The following is a 21920-nucleotide window of genomic DNA, read 5'->3' as shown; positions in this document are numbered from 1 at the left end:
TTAATTACTCCTTGACCAAATAAAGCACATTACTGTCAGTCGCTTGACTAGCATCTGTAATGACTTTAGCTACCGCAATACCCGATACGCCATCTTTTTGCAGGTACGCAGCATCAGCTGTAGCTTTATCTAGTTTTGAAACTATCTGAGATTGTAACAGCCTAACATCGCTTTCTAGTCCATCTGGCAACACTGCATCTTTCCCTGGTGGTCCTGGCGGTCCTGATGGTCCCCGTGGTCCATCCATTCCAGGCGGACCCTGCTCTCCTTTAGGACCGGGAGTTAACTCAATTCTTTTTAGCTCAGCTTTTGTAGCATACTGATCTAAATTCAAATCAGCAATATCGCTTACAGTGTGTTTGTGCTCTTTTTTAGCATAAGCAGCTGCGATTTGTTCTTTCGTTAGGACATTAACTTCGCCAGGAGTAGTTAACAATTTCCCTGTGGAGGTAGCGGTCACGTAGTTAGAACCAACATAAGTAACTGATACCTCCAAGTAGTTATCCGCTCGAGTTGTCGTGTTACTTATAGTAATCAATACTTTGTCTTTGACATTGACGTCTTTGGTTGATTCGTTGACATACCAGCTAGCAGAGTAACTAGGGTTACTATAGCTTTTTAAAAGACTATCAGAGTATCTATAGTTGCTCGTAAATACCTTTTGAGATAGCCCTAAAAAGTCATTAATAGCTTTAACATCTGGCGCCCCCACGGTTTTTAGATCTGACTTTTTGACATAGTCATCCAGATTGATGCCGTTGACATCACCAGTATCACCTTTTTCACCTTTTGGGATGACTACTTTGGTTTTGTCGCTAAAGGTTAACTGTACGCCCTCTGAGACACGCTGTTGGTCTGTGATGGTAATACTATCCCCTTTATCTCCTTTAACATTACCGAGGTCTTTTTCTTGCTCCTCTTCAATTTTGAGCTTTAAGTGGCCAGCCTCATCAACTCTAGCGCTCTCCACGCTCTTACCTCTATCCCCTTTTTGGCCATTGGGGATGTTAAAGGTCTTTTGGGTATCGTCAGATAGTTTGATTGTCAGTGTCTCACCATCTTTTGTGATGTCGGTAATACTTGTCCCTTTATCACCTTTTTGACCTTTGATATTGCCGAGCTTAGTCTCTTTGTCGCCAATCCATACAGATAAGTCTCCATTTTCGGATAGCTGTACCTTTGTTATGGATTCTCCTCGTGGACCTTCGTAGTAAGGCAAGTCGTTATAGGTCAATTTGCCATCTCCGACCTTTAGCCTGTGAGTGTCTAACTCAACGACTAGTTCGCCATCATCAATAACAGGGTTAGTAGACTGCCATTCTGAGGCATCTTTGCGGTCAAAGACGATTTTTATTGGTATTGTTTCAACTGATGTCATCTGTCCCTCCTTCCGTCTAAAATAATTTTTGGATTGCTTGATTGTTTAGCTATGATAGTTGCACCTTTAGCATCAACCACATCTTTATAGGCCATCTCCAGAGCTAAATTTTGCACGTCTGACGCATTTAAATCTATTTGCTTAGATTTATACCAATCGCCAGTTAAAACAGCCGTGTAGCTCAAAGGATAAACGCTGATGACCTCTTTATCTTTAGTCAGGTCAAAGGTCTGCGGCTCCGTTTTGGCTTTGGTTGGGGTCAGTACCAGTTTAACTCCTTTGTTGTTAGCCTGTGTCAGCGTGATAGCCACTTTTTTGAGTAGTTCGCACGTTTGACTAAAGCTAATCGTGTAGGTCTCGCCACGCCTGAAGCCACCATCGTTGGCCTCGACCTCGATATAGTCTTGGTCATAGGTTTTCGTGCGATTAGGTTCGCCAACCAATAAGTTTTTGTTGTAGCGGGTCTTGCCATCTGTCCCAATAATTTCAGCGTTTAGACGTGCAGTCTCGCTCGTCTCGCTGACTTTGTTTTTTAGGTCATCAAACGACTGTTTAATCGATGGGATGTCATCAACCTTGATAGCATCTGTGATTTTCTTGATCGCTTCCTCTGGCAAAGCTAGGTTTTTGAGGGTGGCTCGGAATTCATCGAGTTCTTTTTGGTTGCGTTCGTCGAGTTCTTGCTGATGTTGTTTGAGCTTTTCGATTTCAGCCATTGCCTCGTCAAAAGCCCGTTGATTAGGGTTTAAATCCTCTGTATCCAGTACTTTTACCCATTGATTGCCATCCCAAATCCAAGTACGCTGATACTTCCCATTTTTCTCAAACCAGTAGTCGCCTATCTTATGCTCAATGTTGTCATCTGGTTTTTCGTACCAGACTCGGTTACCATTGATGTCATTGAGGTATTTAGGTAGATTAAGCTCAAACTGTTTTTGGCTGTTGGTGATAACCTTTTGGTTATTTTCCAACGCATTGATACGCTCTGAGACCCCGCCCGTCAAACTCTTAGAGATGGACTGGCCAATCGTGCCCAACTTGATAGTGTGATTACTATCGGTATAGACGTCATAGACAATCTCAACGACTTTTTCAGACTCAGTTGTGATGCCAAACTTTGGATAGTAGAGCGGTACAATATCGCAAAGCTCCACCTCTTCCATGACCCTGAAATCTTGATAGTCAAGCGTTTGTGACAAGTCGATATAATCAACCTCGATACTGACTTTTGGTGCACCAATGTTATTATCCTTAAGGTACTTCTGAGCCAGCTTTCTGATTTCTTCAACTGTTGGCTCTTTTTTATTTTTGTCATCGTTAAAATGGCTTGACAAATCAACCATCTGGATTCTGCGTTGAGCATATAAGTCAAGATACTGACCATCTAGGATAAACTCGGGCAGCGTCACCAATTGTTCTTCGGGTTGCTCATGCTCGCCTACGTGCGGCTTACCAGAGGCTTCTTCTTGCGGTTTTGGTTGTGGCGTATATCTTACGTAAGGATAGATAGAGGTGTAATTGCCATCTAGCAATCGCTCCTCCTCTACGCTGACGATATTACGACCATACTCCAATACCGTAGGAGCTTTACGCCCCATTTGCTTATGCAAAATGATAGTGCGATTGTCGAACTCGTACTCACCACCATAAACATCCAAGATTGAGCCAGCAACACCTCCTAGAGCACCTCTGGCATTGCCAATTTTATCCACTTCCCAGTTAAAACTACCAAGCGTTAGGATGTCGCTTTTAACATCAAACTTATCATCACCGACAAGGTTTTCCTTCCAGATTTCTAAAGCTGATTCAGCACCTACGCTCGCACCGCTTACAAACGGTTTTAAAGCAATATCCTGTGTGCGCATTGAGATGTGACGCGCAAAAATCTCGATGTGGTCTTTGCTATTTCGCAGTACCCGATCAATCTCAAAAGTTTGCCACTTGGTCCTACGACCAGCGTCAGACTTAATCTTCATCTCCTCTTTAAAGACAGAGGCAAAGACACCATCTAAAGGATATTTGATATATAGTGAGTAATTACCATTGCGCTCACGAGTAACTCTTACCTCATAAGCGTCTGCGATCTCTCCAAGACCAAAAGTCCTAAATTTAGTCTCCCTAGCTTCGTACAAAACTGGTATCATACTTTAACCCCCCAATTAGGTATAGTAGTAATCGTAAAATTACCAGTCCACGAGATGTTATTTTGTCCAACGTCAAATAACGGCATGCGGTGGCGTTCTGTCCGCACGATGTTATCCCAAGCAGACAAGACGTCTTTATAGACAAGATGTCTCTCCATATCTATAACAAGCTCGCCCTGTACATTTTCCAGCCCCGTCTCAAAACCATTAATGGTTAAAACACCGTTGCCTGTGCCTTTGATTTTTAGGATTGGTTTAGCTTGCACATTACCAGGATTTTGTAAAGTGCCACCATTAACAAGAGACACCTCTTGCTTACCTGTTTTTAAATATTTGACAGGGTGGATTAAAAAGTTAGCTCTTAAACTTCCAAAGTTACGTAAGACCTCTTTTATACTAAATGGAGTGATATGTGTTGCTTTATAGACATAGTCAGGTTCCCAAGATAACTCTAAATCTTTCCAGCCTGTTACATTAAGCCAATTACTTATGTCAGTCTCTGCTTCTGTCAATCTCCTCTTGCTGTACAAGCGCAAAGGATAAGAGCGTTCGACAGCTTCGAGCCTTTGGTTATTCTTTAAAACAACCCCATCACGACCAGGTACTTTAACCGGGTCAACATCGTAAAAGGTCGAGTCATGCTCAACGTCATTAATAATTCTCAAACCAAAATCTGAAGATTTTTTACCATCAAACTTGATAAAAGCTGTCATTTAACATCACCTAACCTTCCTTGTTGTTGTTGAATATACCAGCTAAATTCTCTGAATAAGCGGTGATATTTCTCGCGGCTATTACCGTCGGATTCATCAACCTTGACATTAAGGGTGAAACTGTTATTTGAGTTATTTGTGGTCTGATTAGCAACACCAGCAACTCCTCCGCTAAATCCAGAGGCTAGTTCTGGGGTTGCATTAATCGTCATTGACTCTTTTAGCTTTTGCATAGATGAGTCAATGACTTTTCTATCCGCGTCAATACCAACAGCGATACCTTGGGGGATAAAACGTCCAACCTCATCTCTCATAACACGAGATGGCGAGTTGATATCTAGGGCACTCTGTATTGTTGCGGTGATACGCGCTGCAATACTTTGAGCTGCTGCTAAAGCCGCCCCTGACCCTGCATAAATACCATTGGCCAAACCTTGCATGGCATTAACACCGTGAGAGTGCATTGGACCCCTCATTGTACTAAAGGCATCTGTTATTTGGTTTGATTTGGTACGCATGTCATTAACAATCTGCTGTCCTTTTTGAGACATCTGTTGAGCCATACTCTGCATGGTTTGCATAACTTTTGACGTCCCATTTGTCACGCCATTGCTCAAACCATCTGTGATATGGCCGCCATACTCAGTAAACACTCTAGATGGCGAGTGAATGCCAAGCTCTCCTTGGAAAGAGCGCTTGACTTCTTGTCCCATTTTGATACTTGCGTCACTTGCTTTACCTGTCCCTTGGCTTATACCTTGAGAAACCCCATTAGGGATTTCTTGGCCAAGTTGAGCAAAGTTAGCAGCTTGCAGTTCAGCCTGTAATCCCGTAGAAACATTAGTGACCATCCCTTTGACTTTTTCTGGCATTTCCACGCCTGCTGAGTCTAAAACGCTCCCCATCGCATTTTTAGCAGTTTCTGTGGCTGCTCTAAAGTTTTCCTGCAAAGGTGCTAATTCTGCGTCTGTTGCATCCACAAAAACTTGCGTCTGTGTGGCTCCTTCAGGACCCATGCGTCTTAGTTGCTCCAAAATACCTTGATCCACACCACGCTGAGCTAAAATTTCCAGATTCGTAGCCCATTGTTCAGTAGCTAATCTATTTTGTTCGAGATTGGCATTCATTTGCTCCACTGACAGAGCTGTCTTTTGCTCGATAGCATCAAAAATAGATGTCGTTGTCTCTAAAAGTTCAGAATACTTAGTGCGCATATTGTCTATGGCAGTTCGTTGAGCTTCTGACATATTTTCGTAGGCCAAAACCTGTCTTGCTGATCCTGATTCTTCAGCGGCAGCCATAGCATCTGCAGCAGCTTGTTGAGTAGCTGATGTCTTGTTATATTCCTCCTGCAGTTGAGTCTGCATGTTTTTAAGCTTGCCCTCTTCTTCTGTGAGTTCGGCAATCTTTTCTTTTCGGACGGAATCAGAGACGTTAGCTTCTTCATTCCACTTTTTACGTAGCTCGGCATTTTCAGCTAGCTTTTTACTAACCTCACTACGTTTCTGTTCAATATTTAACAGGTTTTGTTGTGCTGTCTGCCATGTGCTTTCTGCTTCCATGGCACTAATGCGTGACTTAATTTGATCTGCATTGTGAGAAAGAGAATTGGAGTTTTTGTCATAGGCTAAGTTTAAGCCATCAATAGACCCATTAAGCTGATCAATCTTATTTTTTAAGTTTTGTTTTTCACCTGCAGTTTTGTTTTCTTTGGCGGCTAACTTAATGATTTCGTCAGCTAATTTTTGATGAGCTGCAGTGCTCTCTTTGACGGACTCAAGGCTCTTCTTACGCTCTTGCACGCCCTCACGGACAGAATCTCTTAGCTGTTTGTTGCTTTCGACTAGCCCCTCCTGCTCTTTTTTCAGCTTTTTGGTCTCGTCTGACTCTTTAGTTAGCCATGACCACAAACTTACACCGACAGCAACTAACGCACCAATCGCACCTACTACCCAACCAACGGGACCTGTTAAGGCTACAAGTGCCGCTTTAAGAGCAGTTACCGCAGCGGTACTGGCTATGGTTGCAGCAGTAGATAAGCTAATAGCTCCTGTCATAACGCCATAAATAACTGTACTGGCTTTTAAGACACCTAACTGAGACAGCCTTGCGACCATATCAGCTTTAGTCATCGTGGTACTTACCGCTTGTACCGCAGTCACAGTCTTAATGGTTGTTGCTCCAATACTCATTGATGCAGATGCCATAACCCAAGCTCTATTTAGCGCTTTAATCATTGTTATGGTCTCATTAACTGCCCTCATGGCGGCTAGACCAGATGCTACACCAACCAGGGCTGGTGACAGAGCTTTGACGACTGATATTCCAGCCCCAATAACACTAAACAAAAGTTTAAATAGCGGTGTACTAGCTTTAATACTTGCATTGATGGCGCTAAAAGAGGCATTGATAACAGCTTTCAAACTATCAAAATGATCAGCTATACTCTTGCCTGTTGCGGCCTTAGATAAATCATCTAAAGCCTTAATGCTATTGGCTACACCTTTTGCAATGGCATTCTTAATATTGTTAAAAGAGGTTTCAATCCCTTTGCTGTTTTCTTTGGCAAGCTCTGCAAAACCACCGACACCATCATTCAGCTCGATGAGTTTATTAGAAAATTGGTCAAATGTTATTTGGCCGTTTTTTAATGCCTCATAAAAATCCTTTTGGGCTGAGGCACCCGCGAAGCCAAACGCTTCCGCAGTCTGTTGCAAGGCATAAGGCATTGTTTCTTGAAGAGTTTTCCAAGCTTGCATATCAACCTTGCCAGCTGATAACATTTGAGCATATTGTTCTAATCCTCGGCTTGCAGCTTCAGAGGAGGCCCCAGAAGCTAAGAAGGCGTTATTTAAAGCCAGTGTGAGATTTGTTGATTTGTTGATATCTTTCGTGATAGAGGTCAACCGTTGAGCAGTTCCGACAACCTCGTCTAGAGTAGTCGGTAAACCATCAATCCCATTAGCCAGCTTATCTGTTGACCTTGCAACATCCTCAGCACTATGCCCCATAGCTTTCATGACTCTTGGATATTTTTCCAGAGTGTCAAATCTTGTGATGGCCTTACCAAGAGATTGGCTAACCAAATCAACTGCAGCCGAAGCTAATTTAAAGACTCCTGCACCAACCGCAAATTTTTTAAGAGAGGAGCTGCCTTTATCACCGTGCTTGGCAACTTTATCTAACTCATTATTGAGTACCTTTACCTGCTTACCATCAACGTCAACAAGTATCGTTACCTTACCATCAGCTGCCATCATCTTCCTCCTCTCCGTCATCTAAGCTGTACTTGGCCTTTAGTTTACGCATGTTATCTCTGTAATCTTTATCCCCTTTACCATCATCTTTCCACTGTCTGATAGCTATAATGCGTTGCATAATAGTGTCATCGGGTAGAGCATTTAAAAGTGCCTTAAATTCAATCCAAGACAATTTGTTTTGCTCTTTTAAAAGATTGATTTTGTAGGCTTGCATAAAGCTCGCATAGATAAACTCAGCGTCCAACCTAAAATCGATTACTTTTTCGTTATCATCTTTTTCTTTTACTACAGGCATCGGATTCCCTTTGATGTCAAGCTGAGGTTTCTCAGGCTTTTTCATATCAATATATTTTTTTTTGATATGAATCCAAAGATCCACCGCGTAAGTAAAAGGTAAATCTGTCCTATCTAGCAAAATATCAAGACACAAAAAACACTTTTCTGTTTCGTTTAAAAAATCATCATCAATGACGTCAAAGACATCTAAAACCTTGTTAAAACTCAAATTAATGGAGTAAGTTTCGCCCCTAAACTCAAACGACTTTACTAATGGATCGTTTAGTTTCATAAGCTACCTCACTTCTTTTTGTATTTTTTCACCTTTTCTTCGACTATTTTTTGGCGTTTGATTCTTAATTCATTCAGCTTTTGCTCAATTTCCCTAGAGACAACTTCAAGAGTGCTCTCGAGCGCATCTTTATCAGGGTAAGTTTCATAAAGCTTATTAAAAGTTCCGTCTCCAAACAGCAGGTCGTAATTAATTTCTAGGTATTTTGTTTCTAAATCTAAAGCGCCCTTGGCGACTTCTTTGGTGATCCCTTCGTCTTCAATTCTCTTGCTGAGATTTGCTTCAATAATCTGTTTTTCGTACTCGTTAAAACGACGTGAAACCTCGGCCTCTATATCAAAAAACTCAAGTAGCCGCTCCTGACTGGTGTCGAACCAAAGTTCAACTACTCCAATTTTTACAGGGAAGCCTGTACGTTTAAGATCAATATTAATTATTGACATGTCATCTCCTTATTAAATAAGAGCCAGCTTACGCTGACTCTATTACATCTCGAAATTCTTCTCTTTTTTCTTTAGCGTCATTTCTGAACTTTCTTTTGGTAAAGTGTTGTAGGTAATTTTACAACCAAAAGCTTCAAAATCTGCCGCAGCTCCAGACCCAGCAATAATTTCTGTTACTGTTGCTACGCCCAACCATTGTTTTTTACCGTCTGCTGCTACAATTAAATGCCACACTTTTCGCTCATCTCCTAGCTTATACTTAAGACTTGCAATGTGGGCTTGGGCTTTGTCTTCTGGGTCATAGGTCCCCTCGAAAGTATACGCCCCCTTAACTCCTACAACGGTTGTTTCTTCTGTCCCGTCTCCGTCATAGTATGCCTCATCTTCTGTCTTTTCGTCGGTATCATCGGAAATATCCTTAATCCATTTTGCTAATTCCATAACGGTCTCATCAGTAACCTCTGTTTCTGATTTTCCTGTTTTATATGGTGCGATAAAATGCCCGCGTAAGGCGTTCTTTTGTCTTGCCATTAGTTTTTCCCTTCTATTTCTAGGTGTGCTGTAATATCCAGCACATAAATATAAAAGCCTTGGTCGCTTAAGTCATTTAAAAATGGCTTTTCGACATCAAGGCTAGTAAATGTGTACGAATTATTAAGACTTGGTAATTTTAAGTCAAAGTTAGACAAAGCGCTGTTAATAGTCCACATCACAGTGTTTGCCAACTCCTGATTTTTAGTTTTGATTGCAATCTCAAAAGGCAGGCTTATCTCACGAGTACCATCCATGTACTCGTTATTTACCTTCCCGCCTGGCATTGGATAAATGGCTAGGTCTTCTTGTCTTGTTAGATAGTCAAGTCTAGGCTTTATACCTAAGTCTAATCCTTCGACAAATTGCCTCAAAACAGTTGCAAAGTCATTTGTCATTTAAATCCCATTCCTCTCAGTAAGGATTTTTCCCAATCCTTGACAATTGTTGCATTAGCTAACGCACGTTTATCCCAACGTTTGCCTGTACCTGGTGTTGTGTACTTTTTAAATTTAAAGGACTTGTACTTGTTGTAAGCACCACCATAAAACTGGGCTCTAGCATGTGGTCCACTCCACGTTACGCCTACGCTATTAGCTCTCGAGCTTCCTCTCAAAGCTCCGTCTCTGTACGGAACATAAGGGTTCATGGACATCATGACTTGGTTGTTCATGATAAGTTTTCCTTTAGCTAGCGCTCGAGGAGATACTTTACGCTTAATGCCTCCCAACTCTACCACTATCTTAGCCATTAAATAACCTCCACTTCGTAACAAAAAACTTTGTTTGTGAGTGGGTGGTAGACTGGTATCACTTTATCAACGGTGTACTCAGTATCACCATCAGCGACAACAGCATCAACCCATGACCTATCGGCTACTGTCTTACAGTATTTAGGATAAATAAAGATAACCGACGGCTTAGTCTCTTGCCTTGCATTATCTTTACCTGCGGTTGCAAGATTACGGTCAAACCTAACGGGAGAGAGTGTAAAGGGCTCATCATAGACAAACCCTCCATAATCCCCTTTATCTTTAACAAGTCTTACCTGCAGTTCGTCAATAAGTAGTCTTTTATCGATCATAGCTAATACCTGTATATCCTAACCCAACAGCTAGTAACTCATTCTCTGCATCTAGACAGAGATTAAACCTGTCTGCCAGAGTTTTTTGTTGGCTGCCTTGGCCATGCCCGACAGTGTAGCTAATACTTGTCCGTCCTAGAGATATTCCAGCAAAGGATTGCTTATCCTCTGCTGTCATTACTCCTGAGTCATTGAAATATGCTATCTGATAAGCGATTGCCCGCTTTACAGCCTTTTGGATAAAGATTAGTTCTTTTTCAAAGGGCTTATAATCGTAGCGATTGCGACAATAAAGGTTAACTGCGTGACCTGCACGCTTTTCCAGTTTCTCAAACTCTTCGACTGTAGCAAAACCCAAATCTTCAAATTCTTTTTGCGTTAAAAAAGCGATAATAACCACCTCCCCCGAATAAAGTGGCTATCTATTCCACTAGTAACGCTAACAACTCCTCTTTTGTAGCCTTGGGCGGGTAATCAATACCTCTTTCTCCTAAAGCTTTTTTGATGTCAGCAACTGTCTGTTTTTTGCGTTCGACAAGCTCCAAAAAAGGAGCATAATCAGGGAATTTTTCGGATGCTTTATCATTGATTTGATTAGCAACAGCTCCATCTAATTCCACGATTTGCCCCTCTGAGCATGAGACTCCCTCAGCCCTGCTTGTAAAGTCTACCGTTGATCTGTATTTGTTCATATGCCACCTCTACATTTCAAAGCTTTTCTCTTTCTTCTTGGCCTCTGTGATTGTAATTTTAACTGCTTTTTCGGCTTTATAAAGATAAACACCATAATGCTTATTGGCTACAATTTGATTAATCGCTTTTGTAATATCACGGTCTGTCTCAACCATTGTGTTTCGTTTAAGCATGATACGTAGTGCACCTTTGCGGACCATATAAGCGGTTCCTTTAGGGCATTTGCGAGAACGCACAATTTGTACCCCTAAAACTTCACCATAAACACCAGAGACAACACGATTTGCTCCAACCTCGGTAGCGCCTAACCACTCCTTCGCAGCATTTAAACGTAGAGTAGATGCATCTGCTGGGTTCATGACAATAACTGTCTCAGCATCGTCCTCATCATTAAAGATGTCGAGCGCTTGAGATACTCCCTCAACAGAAGCAGGAGCGCTAACAGTTTGAGTAGAACCACTAAGGGCAGTCAATACATCCGCATCAACTTTGTGGTCAATAGCTTCTACGATTTGCTTTGCTGCCTGGCCTACTGGATCGCCGTACCCAGATAAAATAGCTTCGTCAGTAATTTCTACACCTTTACCCGCTTTTTTGATTTTCATTGTGGTCTTTTTAAATCCAAGTTGGGTCATTGGGATAGCTTCTCCCTCAGCGACATCTTCTGCGTCACCGATGTAATCCCATTTAGGCACTGTTAAAGTTGTACCTGGTTGTCCTTCTAAAGTTGTGTCTACTTCAGCGAGAGGAGCAAAGCGAATCGCTTTCCCTACCTCTGCGTCAATCATATCCGCTAGAACCTCAGGGTCTAGCATTTGTGCCATTTTAGTTGTTCCTACTGCCATGTTTTAATTTCCTTTCAATTGGTCATAAAGATTCTTATTTTTTAGTTTTAGGTCCAGTTTTTCTTGGTAAGACATCTTCGCGAAGTCTTCCTTAGACACCGAACCTTGTCCGTTATCAGCAGACGGATTGCCTGCCACTGTGATTTTAGGAGCTTTATCCTTTGTTTGGCCAAAGTGAGGATACTTACCCAAAACCGTTTTGATTGCATCCTCTATGCTTGTCTCGTCAGTGACAAGACGCTCAGATAGTGCAATCACATCATCAATAGATTCAGCGTTCACACCTAAAGACATTGCCGCTAGCTTTGCATTAAGAGCCTTATTGTTTGCCCGAGCTTCCTCAAGCTCTTTGTCTTTAGCATTCAAGATTTCTGTCTGTTTTTCTGACTCGCTTTTTTGTGACTCTTGCCACTCTTTGAAGGCTTTTAGTGCATCCTTGGCTGACTCCACGTCATCAAAACCTAAGTCTTTAACCGCTTTGTTATAGCCTTTAGAATGCTCTTTAGTTCCCACTCGATTCAAATCATCTTGTGTAAATGCTTTATCTTCTTGTTGATTACTTTCCAAGCCAGTAGTCTCTTGGTCGACGTTTTCGTTTGTCACATTTTCCATGTGCATTTCCTCCTATAAAAGCGATAGGTCGCTGATTTCCGTTCTTTAACGCCTGCGGATAAAGGCACAATAAAAAGCCGTATTGCTACGACTTGGTTTAGATTTGATTTGTAAAAGGGGTCGAATTCGACACGGTTAAACTTTATTTGCCCCACTTACGTTTGTAGTTTTTCTTGACGTAGTTAACCGTGTCACCAATTGCCTTGATGGCTGATTGGTTATCTAAAGTAGCAGCTTTAACAGACGCAAACTCTTCATTGGTAGCTTGGGCGTTTTGTTGTACAACCGCTCTCAGCTCTGCAATTTGTCGGTTCTGATTTTTAATAGCTTCTGCTTGCATGGCATTCTCTGCAACAAGCAACACAATAGCTGTTTCCAATTTACGTTTTTTCTTGATGCGTTTATTCATGTCTTCCTCCTGTTTTTAGGTACAAAAAAAGCACCTAGCCTTTAGCTAAATGCTCTAGATTTAATAAGTCGTGTCACCAATAACCTTTATCAGTCAGTAAATCAATAATACTCTCAGCTAGTTTACCTTTAGCTGTTATATTGTACTTCTCATCAAAGCTTTCTGTCTGGTAGTAAGTCTCTATACCTTCACAAAAAACATCATACTTTTCGGAATTAACATCTATATCCACAGGTAATCCCGGAAGTTCATTTTTGACAAAATCTATTTGACTATCATTTAAAATACTTTTTAATTTCATCAATTTCCTCCATATTTTTTGCGGATTCTCGTGCTAGTAGCATGAACTGTAACAATATTTCCGTCTATAGGGTTTATTACTGTTGATACACGCTTACCAATGTATTTTTGGGAAGGTCTATCAAGGTTATCGTACTTAATAGGAGCTATCTTCAACGGTTCTTTTATAGAATCGACAATATCAATAGGTGCTACATTTCTCAGCACCGCCCTTTCGGCTAAATGCTTTGTTATTTTTAGCGGTATCCCCTCACTAGTTTCTACTCCTATTATAGCACTTTCAACATCCCTACGTTTATCTAATTTAGCTTTTTCTTTTCTAACTTCGACTTCACTTTGAGTTTTGGTATAAGGATTATTGTAACGCTTTTCTCTAGCTTGATTGCGATGTAAAAAGGCATTGTTGTTTATCAGATGATTAAGTGCATCTTGTTTACTTCTAACATCCGATTGATATTGCCTAATCAACTCTTTATCACCCAATTGCTTTGCAACATGCAGTAGCTCTTTGCTTTTACGGATTGATCTCTCAATTGCCCTCTTCTTAGCTTGCGCATTCGCATTAGCTTTAGCTTGTGCAGAAGTGATATTTTTTAGATGTTCTGGCAATTCTGGCTTACTATTCACACCGACGACAAACGGCGTTTTAGTGTGCTTGCAGTTGATTCCCAAGCATCCATCAGGCTCACCATGCCCGTAATCAGATAAAGCTAAGATTTTTATTCCTCCTTCTTCTCTCGCTTCGCCAGTGGTGACAATTTGATGCTGCAAAGGTGCACACATCTCTCTAGCTGTAGCTTTTTTTGAGTAATAGAAGGTATCAATGCCAAACTCCCTAGCAGGGGCTTCTTTGGCTTCGTTAAAGACTCGCCAAGTCGTAGTATTGATAACGGTACGAGCATAAGAGTCTGCTCTCCACTTTCTCCCAGCTTTATCTGTAAAGCCGTAAAAACCCTTTTTAAACCACTTCATCACAGTTTGATTGATAGCTTTGTCAGGTGTTTTTAAGCCTGTCACCACACCGGCAACAGCGTCTTGGATGATCCCTTGATAAGCCCCTATGACACTAATTGGCAAAGTGGTATTAATCAAATTATGCACATCATCAATAGCTTGTCTAGCATAGTTAGATAGGTCGTCTTGGATAGTACTGTTTACCCCAGACTCTCTACCTAAAGCCTCTTCTAGCTGCTCAGATGTATTTTTATAAATTTTGAATCCTTCATTCTCAATGATATAGCGAAGTTGAGCTTCCGCAATGCCAGAATACTTTGCAATGAGCTTAATATTATCTGCATTAAGCAGTCCAGCTTCGTGTAACTTATTAGCTTGCCAAAGATAAGGATTATCGGCTAAGCTCGCTGGGCCTCTGGCTTTTATCCTCTCAATCACTTGGTCAAATAAATCAAGAGTCAGCTGATGATACATATCAGATAACTGACTAGCTTCCAAAAGAAGCTGTTCGTCATTTAACTTAATAGGCTTCTTTTTCATCTAATCACTCTCCGTATAAATGTGTATCAGTACGCTGTTGGTTGATTTTGTCAACGATTCCAGTATTAATTTCTGCAGCTATTTCTTGAGCTTTTTCCTCTGTCACGTTTAGCACTTTTTGGATTGCCATCTCACGAGTGCCAAAGCCAGCATTAACAACTTTTATCCAGTAGTCTAACTCAGCGTCTCGATCTGTAAAAACACCATCATCAAGACTTATGTTGATGTTATCCATGCCGGGAGCTTCGCCTTGGTACAAATCATAAGCTTTAGCAATCTCAAATATAGAGATAACTAACTCTTTTAGCGATTGCTCTACTAAAGCAACAATACTGTTACGCATTTGGTAGGTGTCTGAGTTTTCGGAGACGATTTCTGTTGCAGTCTTCATGCTCTTGCCATCAAAACTAAATAATCCAGCAGATACGCCTATTTGCATCTCAAATAACGACAACCCCTCGTTGATAGCCTTGATATAGTCATCCGCTCTAATAGGTGTTGTTAGGTCCTGTATTGCGCTTGAGTCTAAATCTCTGCCGCCCATACGGATATAAACGTTTTGATCAGACTCGAAGCGAGGCCTTGGAACAACATCGCCATCATTGGTACGAATAGTTAAAGCAGTCAAGCTCTCTGGCACAGCAACTCGACGTTGACCCATCTTAACTTCCCACATAAATTCGTCATAGGTCGTATTGATAAAGTCAATCGTTGTCTTAGCATTATCAAAGATAGATAACCCAAGTGGGCTATTAATATCCTTGTTATTCATTCCAGGGGTCTTGAGATAAGTGAAGATAGGCCTAGTCACATCTGTAACTTTAGCCTCGTCTTTTAAGTCCTCGTATACCTCAGATAACGGCGCTCGGCTACCTACCTTAGTTTTATCATCTGAGCGATATAGCTCATTTGAGATAACATAATCATCAGAGCTGCGCCATTCATGGAACTCTATCAAAGTATAATAGACCTCTTTGCCGTTAATTGTCTTAACGGACTTAATGACGATGGCGGCACTCGAAACGTCTTGCGTGTTACTCTGCAGTGGCAAAAAAACAGGCGCTTGAACAAATGCTACCCTAACTTTATCACCATCCACATAAGGCCTCATAGCTAATCCGCCTAACGCTAAACAACTCTCCAGATACCGCTCGAAGTTTTTATTAAAACGGTCGTTTTTTAGTGTCTCACTAATAAATTTATTAGCCGCATCATCATCAACCTTAATCTCTGCTTGCTCATTAAAGACAAGGCTAGCAATCTTTTTAGCAGCTGTCCGTGCAATTGGCAGATGGTTAAGATCTCTTTTTTTAGCCTCGCCATCCGTGTTTAAGTATAAAACACTATCCCAATCACTCTTATAGTACTTTAGATTGGTTGTTATACGGTCGTACTCTAGCTGACTGATAGCTATTTTAGGATGATCAGTTATATTTGTAAGACTCTGCGTTGTCATCACGTATTTACTCCTTGTAACAAGATTTTTTATTTTTTGGATTACCCCCATTTAAGCAGCTCCTTTAGTTGTAATATCGATGCACGAACACGTTAACGCTGTATCTAAACTCGTCCATGGCATGGTTATCTTTATCAATAGGTTTGCCATTGTCGTCACGACTGTACAGCCCTATCTCTTTTAAAAAGTGGTAGTGGTCATACTCTTCTTCACTATGATTAACAAGATAAAAAGCGCCATCTGAGATTATATTTTGACCACGCTCGATACCAACCTCGATGCCCTTGGCTTTGCTAGATACATCTTTAGAATTGTTCGGAGCTCCCAGAGTAAATACTCCTAGCTTGTGCAACTCCTCCCTTAAAGATTTACAGGCGGGATCTACAAATACCTCTGTATAGTGCATCTGATACTTTTTAACGCACCAGTCCATAAAAACTTTTAACTCTAAAGCGTAGGTTGACATAGCTTTTACTTGACCAGTGTCAGCTCCGCTGTGGTAGTAGTGAGCCACTCGGTTAAGTCTAAAGCTTATTTTGCCATTATCTCTAACCCTTGTTACGATGTTACAAGACATAGAGGTGGCGTCAGATTGACCCCCATCTGCACAGAAATACATCTCTACTGGTGCGCCAATCAAAGTATCTAGAACATTTTTTTCCATGTCAAAAAGGCCATAAATAACCCCTTGAGGCATGACCCGTTGACCGAGTACGTCTCGTTTGTAAAGATATGGATTCTTCTTAAGACTGTTGATAATGTTTTGTTTACGCTCCTCGGACAGGATTGGGTTATCATCCATGGTCCAATGAGTCCACCTCGTGTTTTGAACGTCAAAGACATCTTTAATCACAGGGTGCTGTGGTGCAGGCGGGTTTAAATCTGCTAGGTGATAACGTAGCTTAGCCGCCCAAGTACGCCTAAAACACTCCTGAATAAAATCCATATGCAGTAGATTAATCTCACAAAAGACCACTGAGCCTAGAGACATACCTGTAATAGCACCAACGCTATTAACTTTACCGCCACCTTTGTAATAGACGTGCTTATTACCTTTTGGTGTCATGATTAACAAGTGATCTCCACGCTCGTCGTGTTTTATTTCGCAGCTACCATCAAATATATGCATCAAACCCGTACCGTCGCCGTCGATAAACAAACGATAAGCTTGTTCTTGATTGTAAGCCGCCACAAGGTGGTTTTCATCATCTGACTCAATTAGATATCGAGCGTAACGAAAATGACCCGCTGTGGTCTTTCCACTTCTGGGTGTCCCCTCATTGACCTCTAATTCGTAGTTAAAAGGGCGTCTAATGATGTCTTTTTGCTTGTTTGAAAATACAATCTGCATTCTAATCATCTCCCTCAACAGCATCTAACAAAGCTCTCATTAAGCTAGTATCAGGCTTAGAGCCTTTTTCAGCATCGAGCTTGACTTTAAGTAGTTCAATACGTGTTCGCTGCTCGTCAGTGACAAGCTCGCTACGTGTTAACTCGTCATAGGTCTTAATCATGCTTTTAAGCTCTGATTGTGCCCTTGCTATTGCAGCTAGAGCCTTGCCTTGCTTATCCCATGCTGTGTGATGTTCATAGCCCACACCAGCCTTACCCTCGCTTGTGACAAAGGCATTCCTATCATCGACATCTTGAACGAATAAAATACGCTGAGCGTGCAGTAGATTAGCATAGGTCAGCGTGATGTTTTCCCAAAGTATATCTATAGGATGCTTGTTTGATAGCTCTTGAGCTATCTCATAAACCTCTTGAGGGAGGTACTTAGCAAACAATCCATGTTTGAGAGCGTTGGTGTTTCCTTTAGGCGCTCCGTGTCCTAGAGCGTTCTTGCTACCCTTAGGAGCACCCCTTGGCTTTTTGGAGCGTTCCGTATTTTTCTTTTGGGACGTTCCTTTTATTTTAGGTTCCCATTTGTCTTTACTTTTCCAACCTCGGACAGTGCCAGCTGAAACACCCAAACACTCAGCAATCTCAACCAGTTCAATGTCTCCATTGTGTTCTGAATAGATTTCAAATGCTTTGTCTCGGTTGGGGTCTCTTGCTCTACCCAAGCCTAAACCTCCTGCTTTTATTTGTTTTGAAATAATAAAAAGCCACCACTATGTGATGACTAGTACAGGAACAGTCGGAATCGAACCGACTTACAACCGTTGTCCCCACTAACCACAAGCAAGGTTGCGACCCTTGTTTTTGAACTTGCGGTTAATCATAAAAACCCACACATCAGAACGTATCTGCCTTAAAAGGGATGTGGGGTCGCGTCTCCCCGACGCTGATTGAGACGGCAGGATTCGAACCTGCATACCCAGTTGTCGTCTCAACTCGCTGTACCGCCATCAGGCTACAAAATAACAAGTTTGATTGTAGTTAAAGTTGGCGACTAAATAAATAGTCAGTTGGTAAAATGGTTATCTCTTCTTGTTATTTTGATAGTACTATAATAACATGAATATTTATATATAAAGCACATAATTATTCCATATTAATTCCAGCTTTTTTCCAATTTCTCAACAAGCAACACTCCCTCTTTATACAGTTCAGAAAACGATATCAAGGCGTTATCTAGCATGTTGTAATACTGACTTTTTTCGTAGCCAAGTTTTGTATAAATATCACAATCAGTCTTTGGATATGTCAGCAAATACTTGTCAATCAGTATCAATCTATACTCTGGATCGAATATCCCGTTGACTGCTCTCTCAATCGCATCCAACTCCTGTTCTGCCGACACACGATTAAGTGCTAGTCTTTCCACAGGTTTACTAGGGATTCCATGTGGTTGCCTTGGCTCAAATGAGTAAGTAGCTGTAACTTTTTGAGTATCTACGTCATTAGCTATCCTCCGCCAGCGTGGATACTCTCTCAATTTACGCTTGGCATTAGATTTTGTTTTTTGGATGTCAATCTCTGGAAAAAACGTCATGAAAGCCCCCAGTATGGTATAATTTATTTAAGCTTAATTTAACCAAGGAGGCGTTCGCATGGACGTCTTTTTGTTTTGTGGAGAAAAGCCCTCTCTTTCCTTTTTATTTGACACAGGCGCAGGATGTCAGCGTTAGCGCCTTGAATAATAGCCAGTGACCGATAATCGGCGTTAGATTTTTGTTTTTTTGGTTAAGGAGATTCTTGTCACATCCTTTTTTAATTAATTTCGGTCTATGACTGCATAACGATTATTCCACGCTATGCAGCTGATAAAAATAAAAGGTGTCTAAGTCGCTTTTAACGTGGTTCCTGGCACGTAACCCCACAGAGCCATTGCAGGCTCTTTGGCGCTTGCGTGGGGTTATAAATCAATTAAATACTCTATGATTTTTACTACTAGACAACATCCAGCGAATATTAATAAAGAAAGATCATTAATCTACCTCTTCCCTTAAAACTCTTGATAGTACAGAATGACTGTCGAGTAATAAATCAAATGTTGCATCTGGATTAAACACCATTGCTTCAAAGTCATTATCGCATTTATCAATTAAATCACTTAGCCTATTTACTAGATTTTTGATTTCGCTTTCATTCATTCCGTCACCTCCTCTAATACCTTTAAAAAACACTGCTCAGCAATGACTTGCTCACTGCCTCGCCATACATCTGTCACTCTTAAGATAAGCTCGCTAATATTATTTTGCACTCTATCTAATTTTGCGGACACCCTGTCTCTGTCGATAGGATTTTTTAGTCTCAGCAAATCTTTTATTAACGCGTCTCTCTCTGCAACGTATGATTGCATGTTTTCGCACATTTCTACTCTATCACCGTATGTGTATATACTGTTAATAGTTTTTATGGATTTGTCGTTAATGTTCATTTTCCCCTGCCTTACTTATTTCTTTAGCTATTTTATCAACGTCACCGATGTCGTGAATAATATAATCGTAAGCACTAAAAATCAAGCTATTATCAACAGATAGAGGAATTTTGCTTGTCGCTAAATAGCACTTGTTAATTGCTTCTGATACTAGTTTTCTGCTGTCATTAAGCAGATTTTTAATTTCTTGCTCTGTCATTTTGTACCTCTGTTAATCTCTAAAACTTCCAATAATAAAAGGTAAAAATAGTATTAATAGTGTCAAAACAACTGCTGTGTTATTGTCCATCCTCATCTCCTATCCTCCAAAAAATACATAAATCTCTGCTAAATACAACTGGTTTACCAAGCAATTTATATGATGATTCAAGCGTTTTTATTTCAACATCAAAGCCGCCTCCCAACCGCTGTTTTAGTAAATCTATTGTTTTTTGACTGTTAAGGCGTCTAGCTAAGTATTCATCGTTTTTGGAGATAGGGATTCTATAACCAGAGAACCCTTTCATTGCAGATTGTTTAATCTTATCCTCGATTTTTAAATCATTAAAAAATCTATCGAACCATTTTTTATGTGATTCTAAACCACATTGTTTCACTTCATCAATTAGCGACATACTCATCCCCCATTTCCAGTCAATTCAAATTTCATAAACGTCATCCAGTGAGTTGTTCCTCGTTGCTGGCCAAATAATGGCTTAAATGGTATTGCTGATAAAACTTCCTTTACATTTATCTGACAATCAGACCATTTAAAAACTAAAGTTCCTCCTACTTTTAGAACTCTCATACACTCTTCGAAACCTTTTGAAATATCTTCTTTCCAGTTTTCTTTATCAAGTTGGCCATACTGAGCTTTCATAATTGAGTTTTGTCCAACATATTTTAAGTGTGGTGGGTCGAAGACAACAAGGTTAAAGCTATTACTTTCAAAAGGCATATCACGAAAATCACCAATTACATCAGGGTTGACATTGATTTTTTTGCCGTGTATCTCAAATTTTTCTTGTCTGACGTCCATAAAAGTTGTGTGAGGTTCGTTTTTATCAAACCAAAATAGGCGACTTCCACAACAAGCATCTAAAATCTTGATGTCTGGCATATTTTACCCCCCATTTCCAGTATCAGGTTTTTCAAGTTCACACCAATAGAAATCGTCAGCTGAAAAATTTTCTTCTAATTCAGCATTACCGTCATCTTCAAAAATAAAAATATCAATAGAAAAGTACCCTTGCGTATAAATTACTAGTTCTTTATCATATTCAGGTATATCCCCGTGCCATTGTAATAATCCATTTTTGTTTGGTTTTAAATAAGCATGTTTCCAGTTCATCCCTTATCCCCAATTCCCAGTCAATTCCGCAATCCGCTTTGTCTGTCTCTGATTTTGCTCGCTAGCACGTTTAAGCTGCTTTTGTGTCCTGCGTAATTGCGACTGCAAACCAGTGATTTGCGGTTTGTGGTGGTTTTGTAGTGCGATGCCAAAAACAAACACGAGACACAGCATGACTTTCAGTACAGCAATAATGATGTCTTTCTTCTCGATTGCTTTGTCTTTTTTTGCTAACTCATAAAGCAAGCAATCAATCATCTGTTCTTCTGTCATTCTTCCACACTTTCTAGCAGGTCGCTGTTCTGATATATATTCCCGATAACTTCGCAGTCCTCGTTTCTTAACCACAAATCTGATCCGCGTCGTCTATTGTCAATTCGCCACATCCCTCCTCTAAATTGACGTACTTCAAAAAGTTCAAAATCACTAGTAATTGTATATTGTAATTTCACGACGTCTCCCTCAAAAATTTCAACGCCGTTTTTATCAAACAAGCCTGTTGATTGCATAACATGAATTCTATCTGTAATAAATAATGACTCTGTGTCACCTGTATCATGGAAGTCTACCAATATCATGTTTTGGTTTACTATTCCTATGGAATAAATCATTCTCTTATACTGCTCAAAATACGCTCTAAATTTTGGTATCATTCGTCTACCTCTCTCATAAAATATTCTGTCGCTCGCTTATCATTAGCTAACTCTAGCCGTCTAATAAACTGCATTGCTTCTATTTTTGTTACAAACTCATGCTCCTGAAACAGGTTTTTGTCATAGATCGCGTAAGTCGCTGTAATACCTTTGTTGTAAACTCTAACAACGTGTTTTACCAT

General features: G+C 40.6%; 30 protein-coding genes. All 30 read right to left on the bottom strand.

Translation table 11 applies throughout. The features are described from left to right. Nucleotides 1-4: 4 nt before the first annotated feature. The 30 genes from DYD17_RS11115 to DYD17_RS03960 all read right to left on the bottom strand — a co-directional run bounded on the left by DYD17_RS11115 (nt 5) and on the right by DYD17_RS03960 (nt 21920). Nucleotides 5-1378, bottom strand: a complete 1374-nt coding sequence (locus DYD17_RS11115) for a hyaluronate lyase N-terminal domain-containing protein (RefSeq protein ID WP_236593284.1) — start codon at nt 1376-1378, stop codon at nt 5-7. Beyond that, entirely contained in the window at nt 1375-3522 is a 2148-nt protein-coding gene (locus DYD17_RS04095) for a phage tail spike protein (RefSeq protein WP_115276373.1), read from the bottom strand. The genes DYD17_RS11115 and DYD17_RS04095 overlap by 4 nt, the downstream gene beginning before the upstream one ends. Then, nucleotides 3519-4235 (bottom strand): phage tail domain-containing protein, encoded by a 717-nt coding sequence (locus DYD17_RS04090; protein WP_115276372.1) that lies wholly within the window; start codon nt 4233-4235, stop codon nt 3519-3521. The genes DYD17_RS04095 and DYD17_RS04090 overlap by 4 nt, the downstream gene beginning before the upstream one ends. Further along, the gene (locus tag DYD17_RS04085) at nt 4232-7492 is read right to left on the bottom strand and encodes a tape measure protein (RefSeq protein ID WP_115276371.1); all 3261 of its coding nucleotides are present in this window, start codon (nt 7490-7492) and stop codon (nt 4232-4234) included. Before DYD17_RS04085 ends, DYD17_RS04090 begins: the two co-directional genes overlap by 4 nt. Continuing rightward, a complete protein-coding gene (locus DYD17_RS04080) occupies nt 7482-8063 on the bottom strand; it encodes a bacteriophage Gp15 family protein (RefSeq protein WP_115276370.1) in 582 nt (193 codons plus the stop codon). The genes DYD17_RS04085 and DYD17_RS04080 overlap by 11 nt, the downstream gene beginning before the upstream one ends. Before the next feature lie 8 nt (nt 8064-8071). After that, a complete protein-coding gene (locus DYD17_RS04075) occupies nt 8072-8506 on the bottom strand; it encodes a hypothetical protein (protein WP_115276369.1) in 435 nt (144 codons plus the stop codon). Between the two features lie 42 nt (nt 8507-8548). After that, nucleotides 8549-9037, bottom strand: a complete 489-nt coding sequence (locus DYD17_RS04070) for a phage tail tube protein (RefSeq protein ID WP_115276368.1) — start codon at nt 9035-9037, stop codon at nt 8549-8551. Beyond that, nucleotides 9037-9435 carry a minor capsid protein gene (locus DYD17_RS04065; RefSeq protein ID WP_115276367.1) on the bottom strand — a complete coding sequence of 133 codons (399 nt, stop codon included), beginning with the start codon at nt 9433-9435 and terminating at the stop codon, nt 9037-9039. The genes DYD17_RS04070 and DYD17_RS04065 overlap by 1 nt, the downstream gene beginning before the upstream one ends. Beyond that, nucleotides 9432-9788 (bottom strand): minor capsid protein, encoded by a 357-nt coding sequence (locus DYD17_RS04060; RefSeq protein ID WP_115276366.1) that lies wholly within the window; start codon nt 9786-9788, stop codon nt 9432-9434. The genes DYD17_RS04065 and DYD17_RS04060 overlap by 4 nt, the downstream gene beginning before the upstream one ends. Beyond that, nucleotides 9788-10120, bottom strand: coding sequence for a minor capsid protein (locus DYD17_RS04055; protein WP_115276365.1), 333 nt, complete (start codon nt 10118-10120; stop codon nt 9788-9790). The genes DYD17_RS04060 and DYD17_RS04055 overlap by 1 nt, the downstream gene beginning before the upstream one ends. Beyond that, nucleotides 10110-10511 carry a head-tail connector protein gene (locus DYD17_RS04050; protein WP_174221707.1) on the bottom strand — a complete coding sequence of 134 codons (402 nt, stop codon included), beginning with the start codon at nt 10509-10511 and terminating at the stop codon, nt 10110-10112. Before DYD17_RS04050 ends, DYD17_RS04055 begins: the two co-directional genes overlap by 11 nt. 31 nt (nt 10512-10542) lie before the next feature. Further along, a complete protein-coding gene (locus tag DYD17_RS04045; RefSeq protein ID WP_115276363.1) occupies nt 10543-10812 on the bottom strand; it encodes a HeH/LEM domain-containing protein in 270 nt (89 codons plus the stop codon). A 9-nt stretch (nt 10813-10821) separates the two neighbouring features. Then, on the bottom strand, nt 10822-11658 hold the full coding sequence (locus DYD17_RS04040; protein WP_115276362.1) for a N4-gp56 family major capsid protein: 837 nt from the start codon (nt 11656-11658) through the stop codon (nt 10822-10824). 3 nt (nt 11659-11661) lie between these two features. After that, the gene (locus DYD17_RS04035; protein ID WP_115276361.1) at nt 11662-12276 is read right to left on the bottom strand and encodes a hypothetical protein; all 615 of its coding nucleotides are present in this window, start codon (nt 12274-12276) and stop codon (nt 11662-11664) included. Between the two features lie 136 nt (nt 12277-12412). Then, nucleotides 12413-12679, bottom strand: coding sequence for a hypothetical protein (locus DYD17_RS04030; protein WP_115276360.1), 267 nt, complete (start codon nt 12677-12679; stop codon nt 12413-12415). A gap of 73 nt (nt 12680-12752) precedes the next feature. Beyond that, nucleotides 12753-12980, bottom strand: coding sequence for a hypothetical protein (locus DYD17_RS04025; RefSeq protein WP_010922077.1), 228 nt, complete (start codon nt 12978-12980; stop codon nt 12753-12755). Further along, a complete protein-coding gene (locus DYD17_RS04020; protein ID WP_115276359.1) occupies nt 12980-14473 on the bottom strand; it encodes a phage minor capsid protein in 1494 nt (497 codons plus the stop codon). Before DYD17_RS04020 ends, DYD17_RS04025 begins: the two co-directional genes overlap by 1 nt. A gap of 4 nt (nt 14474-14477) precedes the next feature. Then, a complete protein-coding gene (locus DYD17_RS04015; RefSeq protein ID WP_115276358.1) occupies nt 14478-15980 on the bottom strand; it encodes a phage portal protein in 1503 nt (500 codons plus the stop codon). A gap of 13 nt (nt 15981-15993) precedes the next feature. Next, the gene (locus tag DYD17_RS04010; RefSeq protein ID WP_174221693.1) at nt 15994-17289 is read right to left on the bottom strand and encodes a PBSX family phage terminase large subunit; all 1296 of its coding nucleotides are present in this window, start codon (nt 17287-17289) and stop codon (nt 15994-15996) included. After that, the gene (terS, locus tag DYD17_RS04005; protein WP_115276357.1) at nt 17282-17995 is read right to left on the bottom strand and encodes a phage terminase small subunit; all 714 of its coding nucleotides are present in this window, start codon (nt 17993-17995) and stop codon (nt 17282-17284) included. The genes DYD17_RS04010 and terS overlap by 8 nt, the downstream gene beginning before the upstream one ends. 431 nt (nt 17996-18426) lie before the next feature. Continuing rightward, complete coding sequence (locus tag DYD17_RS04000; protein ID WP_115276356.1) at nt 18427-18867, bottom strand: ArpU family phage packaging/lysis transcriptional regulator; 441 nt, start codon at nt 18865-18867, stop codon at nt 18427-18429. Nucleotides 18868-19303: 436 nt separating this feature from the next. Further along, nucleotides 19304-19468: a nuclear transport factor 2 family protein gene (locus DYD17_RS10945; protein WP_174221692.1), complete on the bottom strand. Its 165-nt coding sequence runs from the start codon at nt 19466-19468 to the stop codon at nt 19304-19306. After that, the gene (locus DYD17_RS03995; protein ID WP_115276355.1) at nt 19465-19755 is read right to left on the bottom strand and encodes a hypothetical protein; all 291 of its coding nucleotides are present in this window, start codon (nt 19753-19755) and stop codon (nt 19465-19467) included. The genes DYD17_RS10945 and DYD17_RS03995 overlap by 4 nt, the downstream gene beginning before the upstream one ends. Further along, nucleotides 19745-19954, bottom strand: coding sequence for a hypothetical protein (locus tag DYD17_RS03990; RefSeq protein WP_115276354.1), 210 nt, complete (start codon nt 19952-19954; stop codon nt 19745-19747). Before DYD17_RS03990 ends, DYD17_RS03995 begins: the two co-directional genes overlap by 11 nt. A gap of 79 nt (nt 19955-20033) precedes the next feature. Continuing rightward, complete coding sequence (locus tag DYD17_RS03985; RefSeq protein ID WP_115276353.1) at nt 20034-20369, bottom strand: hypothetical protein; 336 nt, start codon at nt 20367-20369, stop codon at nt 20034-20036. Between the two features lie 2 nt (nt 20370-20371). Continuing rightward, the gene (locus DYD17_RS03980) at nt 20372-20854 is read right to left on the bottom strand and encodes a class I SAM-dependent methyltransferase (RefSeq protein ID WP_115276352.1); all 483 of its coding nucleotides are present in this window, start codon (nt 20852-20854) and stop codon (nt 20372-20374) included. 3 nt (nt 20855-20857) lie between these two features. Further along, the gene (locus DYD17_RS03975) at nt 20858-21085 is read right to left on the bottom strand and encodes a hypothetical protein (protein WP_115276351.1); all 228 of its coding nucleotides are present in this window, start codon (nt 21083-21085) and stop codon (nt 20858-20860) included. Nucleotides 21086-21088: 3 nt separating this feature from the next. Then, nucleotides 21089-21358 carry a hypothetical protein gene (locus DYD17_RS03970; protein WP_115276350.1) on the bottom strand — a complete coding sequence of 90 codons (270 nt, stop codon included), beginning with the start codon at nt 21356-21358 and terminating at the stop codon, nt 21089-21091. Continuing rightward, a complete protein-coding gene (locus tag DYD17_RS03965; RefSeq protein WP_115276349.1) occupies nt 21355-21738 on the bottom strand; it encodes a YopX family protein in 384 nt (127 codons plus the stop codon). Before DYD17_RS03965 ends, DYD17_RS03970 begins: the two co-directional genes overlap by 4 nt. Then, nucleotides 21735-21920, bottom strand: a complete 186-nt coding sequence (locus tag DYD17_RS03960; RefSeq protein WP_023612326.1) for a hypothetical protein — start codon at nt 21918-21920, stop codon at nt 21735-21737. The genes DYD17_RS03965 and DYD17_RS03960 overlap by 4 nt, the downstream gene beginning before the upstream one ends.

Source organism: Streptococcus dysgalactiae subsp. dysgalactiae (assembly GCF_900459225.1).
Classification (GTDB): Bacteria; Bacillota; Bacilli; order Lactobacillales; family Streptococcaceae; genus Streptococcus; species Streptococcus dysgalactiae.
The sequence above is the reverse complement of the archived record's forward strand: the minus strand, read 5'-3'. Positions and strand labels throughout refer to the sequence as shown.

Bases quoted from the DNA above. Each gene is read 5' to 3' on its own strand.
- DYD17_RS11115 (WP_236593284.1), bottom strand. From the start codon at position 1,378: ATGACATCAGTTGAAACAATACCAATAAAAATCGTCTTTGACCGCAAA.
- DYD17_RS04095 (WP_115276373.1), bottom strand. From the start codon at position 3,522: ATGATACCAGTTTTGTACGAAGCTAGGGAGACTAAATTTAGGACTTTT.
- DYD17_RS04090 (WP_115276372.1), bottom strand. From the start codon at position 4,235: ATGACAGCTTTTATCAAGTTTGATGGTAAAAAATCTTCAGATTTTGGT.
- DYD17_RS04085 (WP_115276371.1), bottom strand. From the start codon at position 7,492: ATGGCAGCTGATGGTAAGGTAACGATACTTGTTGACGTTGATGGTAAG.
- DYD17_RS04080 (WP_115276370.1), bottom strand. From the start codon at position 8,063: ATGAAACTAAACGATCCATTAGTAAAGTCGTTTGAGTTTAGGGGCGAA.
- DYD17_RS04075 (WP_115276369.1), bottom strand. From the start codon at position 8,506: ATGTCAATAATTAATATTGATCTTAAACGTACAGGCTTCCCTGTAAAA.
- DYD17_RS04070 (WP_115276368.1), bottom strand. From the start codon at position 9,037: ATGGCAAGACAAAAGAACGCCTTACGCGGGCATTTTATCGCACCATAT.
- DYD17_RS04065 (WP_115276367.1), bottom strand. From the start codon at position 9,435: ATGACAAATGACTTTGCAACTGTTTTGAGGCAATTTGTCGAAGGATTA.
- DYD17_RS04060 (WP_115276366.1), bottom strand. From the start codon at position 9,788: ATGGCTAAGATAGTGGTAGAGTTGGGAGGCATTAAGCGTAAAGTATCT.
- DYD17_RS04055 (WP_115276365.1), bottom strand. From the start codon at position 10,120: ATGATCGATAAAAGACTACTTATTGACGAACTGCAGGTAAGACTTGTT.
- DYD17_RS04045 (WP_115276363.1), bottom strand. From the start codon at position 10,812: ATGAACAAATACAGATCAACGGTAGACTTTACAAGCAGGGCTGAGGGA.
- DYD17_RS04040 (WP_115276362.1), bottom strand. From the start codon at position 11,658: ATGGCAGTAGGAACAACTAAAATGGCACAAATGCTAGACCCTGAGGTT.
- DYD17_RS04035 (WP_115276361.1), bottom strand. From the start codon at position 12,276: ATGCACATGGAAAATGTGACAAACGAAAACGTCGACCAAGAGACTACT.
- DYD17_RS04030 (WP_115276360.1), bottom strand. From the start codon at position 12,679: ATGAATAAACGCATCAAGAAAAAACGTAAATTGGAAACAGCTATTGTG.
- DYD17_RS04025 (WP_010922077.1), bottom strand. From the start codon at position 12,980: ATGAAATTAAAAAGTATTTTAAATGATAGTCAAATAGATTTTGTCAAA.
- DYD17_RS04020 (WP_115276359.1), bottom strand. From the start codon at position 14,473: ATGAAAAAGAAGCCTATTAAGTTAAATGACGAACAGCTTCTTTTGGAA.
- DYD17_RS04015 (WP_115276358.1), bottom strand. From the start codon at position 15,980: ATGGGGGTAATCCAAAAAATAAAAAATCTTGTTACAAGGAGTAAATAC.
- DYD17_RS04010 (WP_174221693.1), bottom strand. From the start codon at position 17,289: ATGATTAGAATGCAGATTGTATTTTCAAACAAGCAAAAAGACATCATT.
- DYD17_RS04000 (WP_115276356.1), bottom strand. From the start codon at position 18,867: ATGACGTTTTTTCCAGAGATTGACATCCAAAAAACAAAATCTAATGCC.
- DYD17_RS10945 (WP_174221692.1), bottom strand. From the start codon at position 19,468: ATGAATGAAAGCGAAATCAAAAATCTAGTAAATAGGCTAAGTGATTTA.
- DYD17_RS03995 (WP_115276355.1), bottom strand. From the start codon at position 19,755: ATGAACATTAACGACAAATCCATAAAAACTATTAACAGTATATACACA.
- DYD17_RS03990 (WP_115276354.1), bottom strand. From the start codon at position 19,954: ATGACAGAGCAAGAAATTAAAAATCTGCTTAATGACAGCAGAAAACTA.
- DYD17_RS03985 (WP_115276353.1), bottom strand. From the start codon at position 20,369: ATGTCGCTAATTGATGAAGTGAAACAATGTGGTTTAGAATCACATAAA.
- DYD17_RS03980 (WP_115276352.1), bottom strand. From the start codon at position 20,854: ATGCCAGACATCAAGATTTTAGATGCTTGTTGTGGAAGTCGCCTATTT.
- DYD17_RS03975 (WP_115276351.1), bottom strand. From the start codon at position 21,085: ATGAACTGGAAACATGCTTATTTAAAACCAAACAAAAATGGATTATTA.
- DYD17_RS03970 (WP_115276350.1), bottom strand. From the start codon at position 21,358: ATGACAGAAGAACAGATGATTGATTGCTTGCTTTATGAGTTAGCAAAA.
- DYD17_RS03965 (WP_115276349.1), bottom strand. From the start codon at position 21,738: ATGATACCAAAATTTAGAGCGTATTTTGAGCAGTATAAGAGAATGATT.
- DYD17_RS03960 (WP_023612326.1), bottom strand. From the start codon at position 21,920: ATGGTAAAACACGTTGTTAGAGTTTACAACAAAGGTATTACAGCGACT.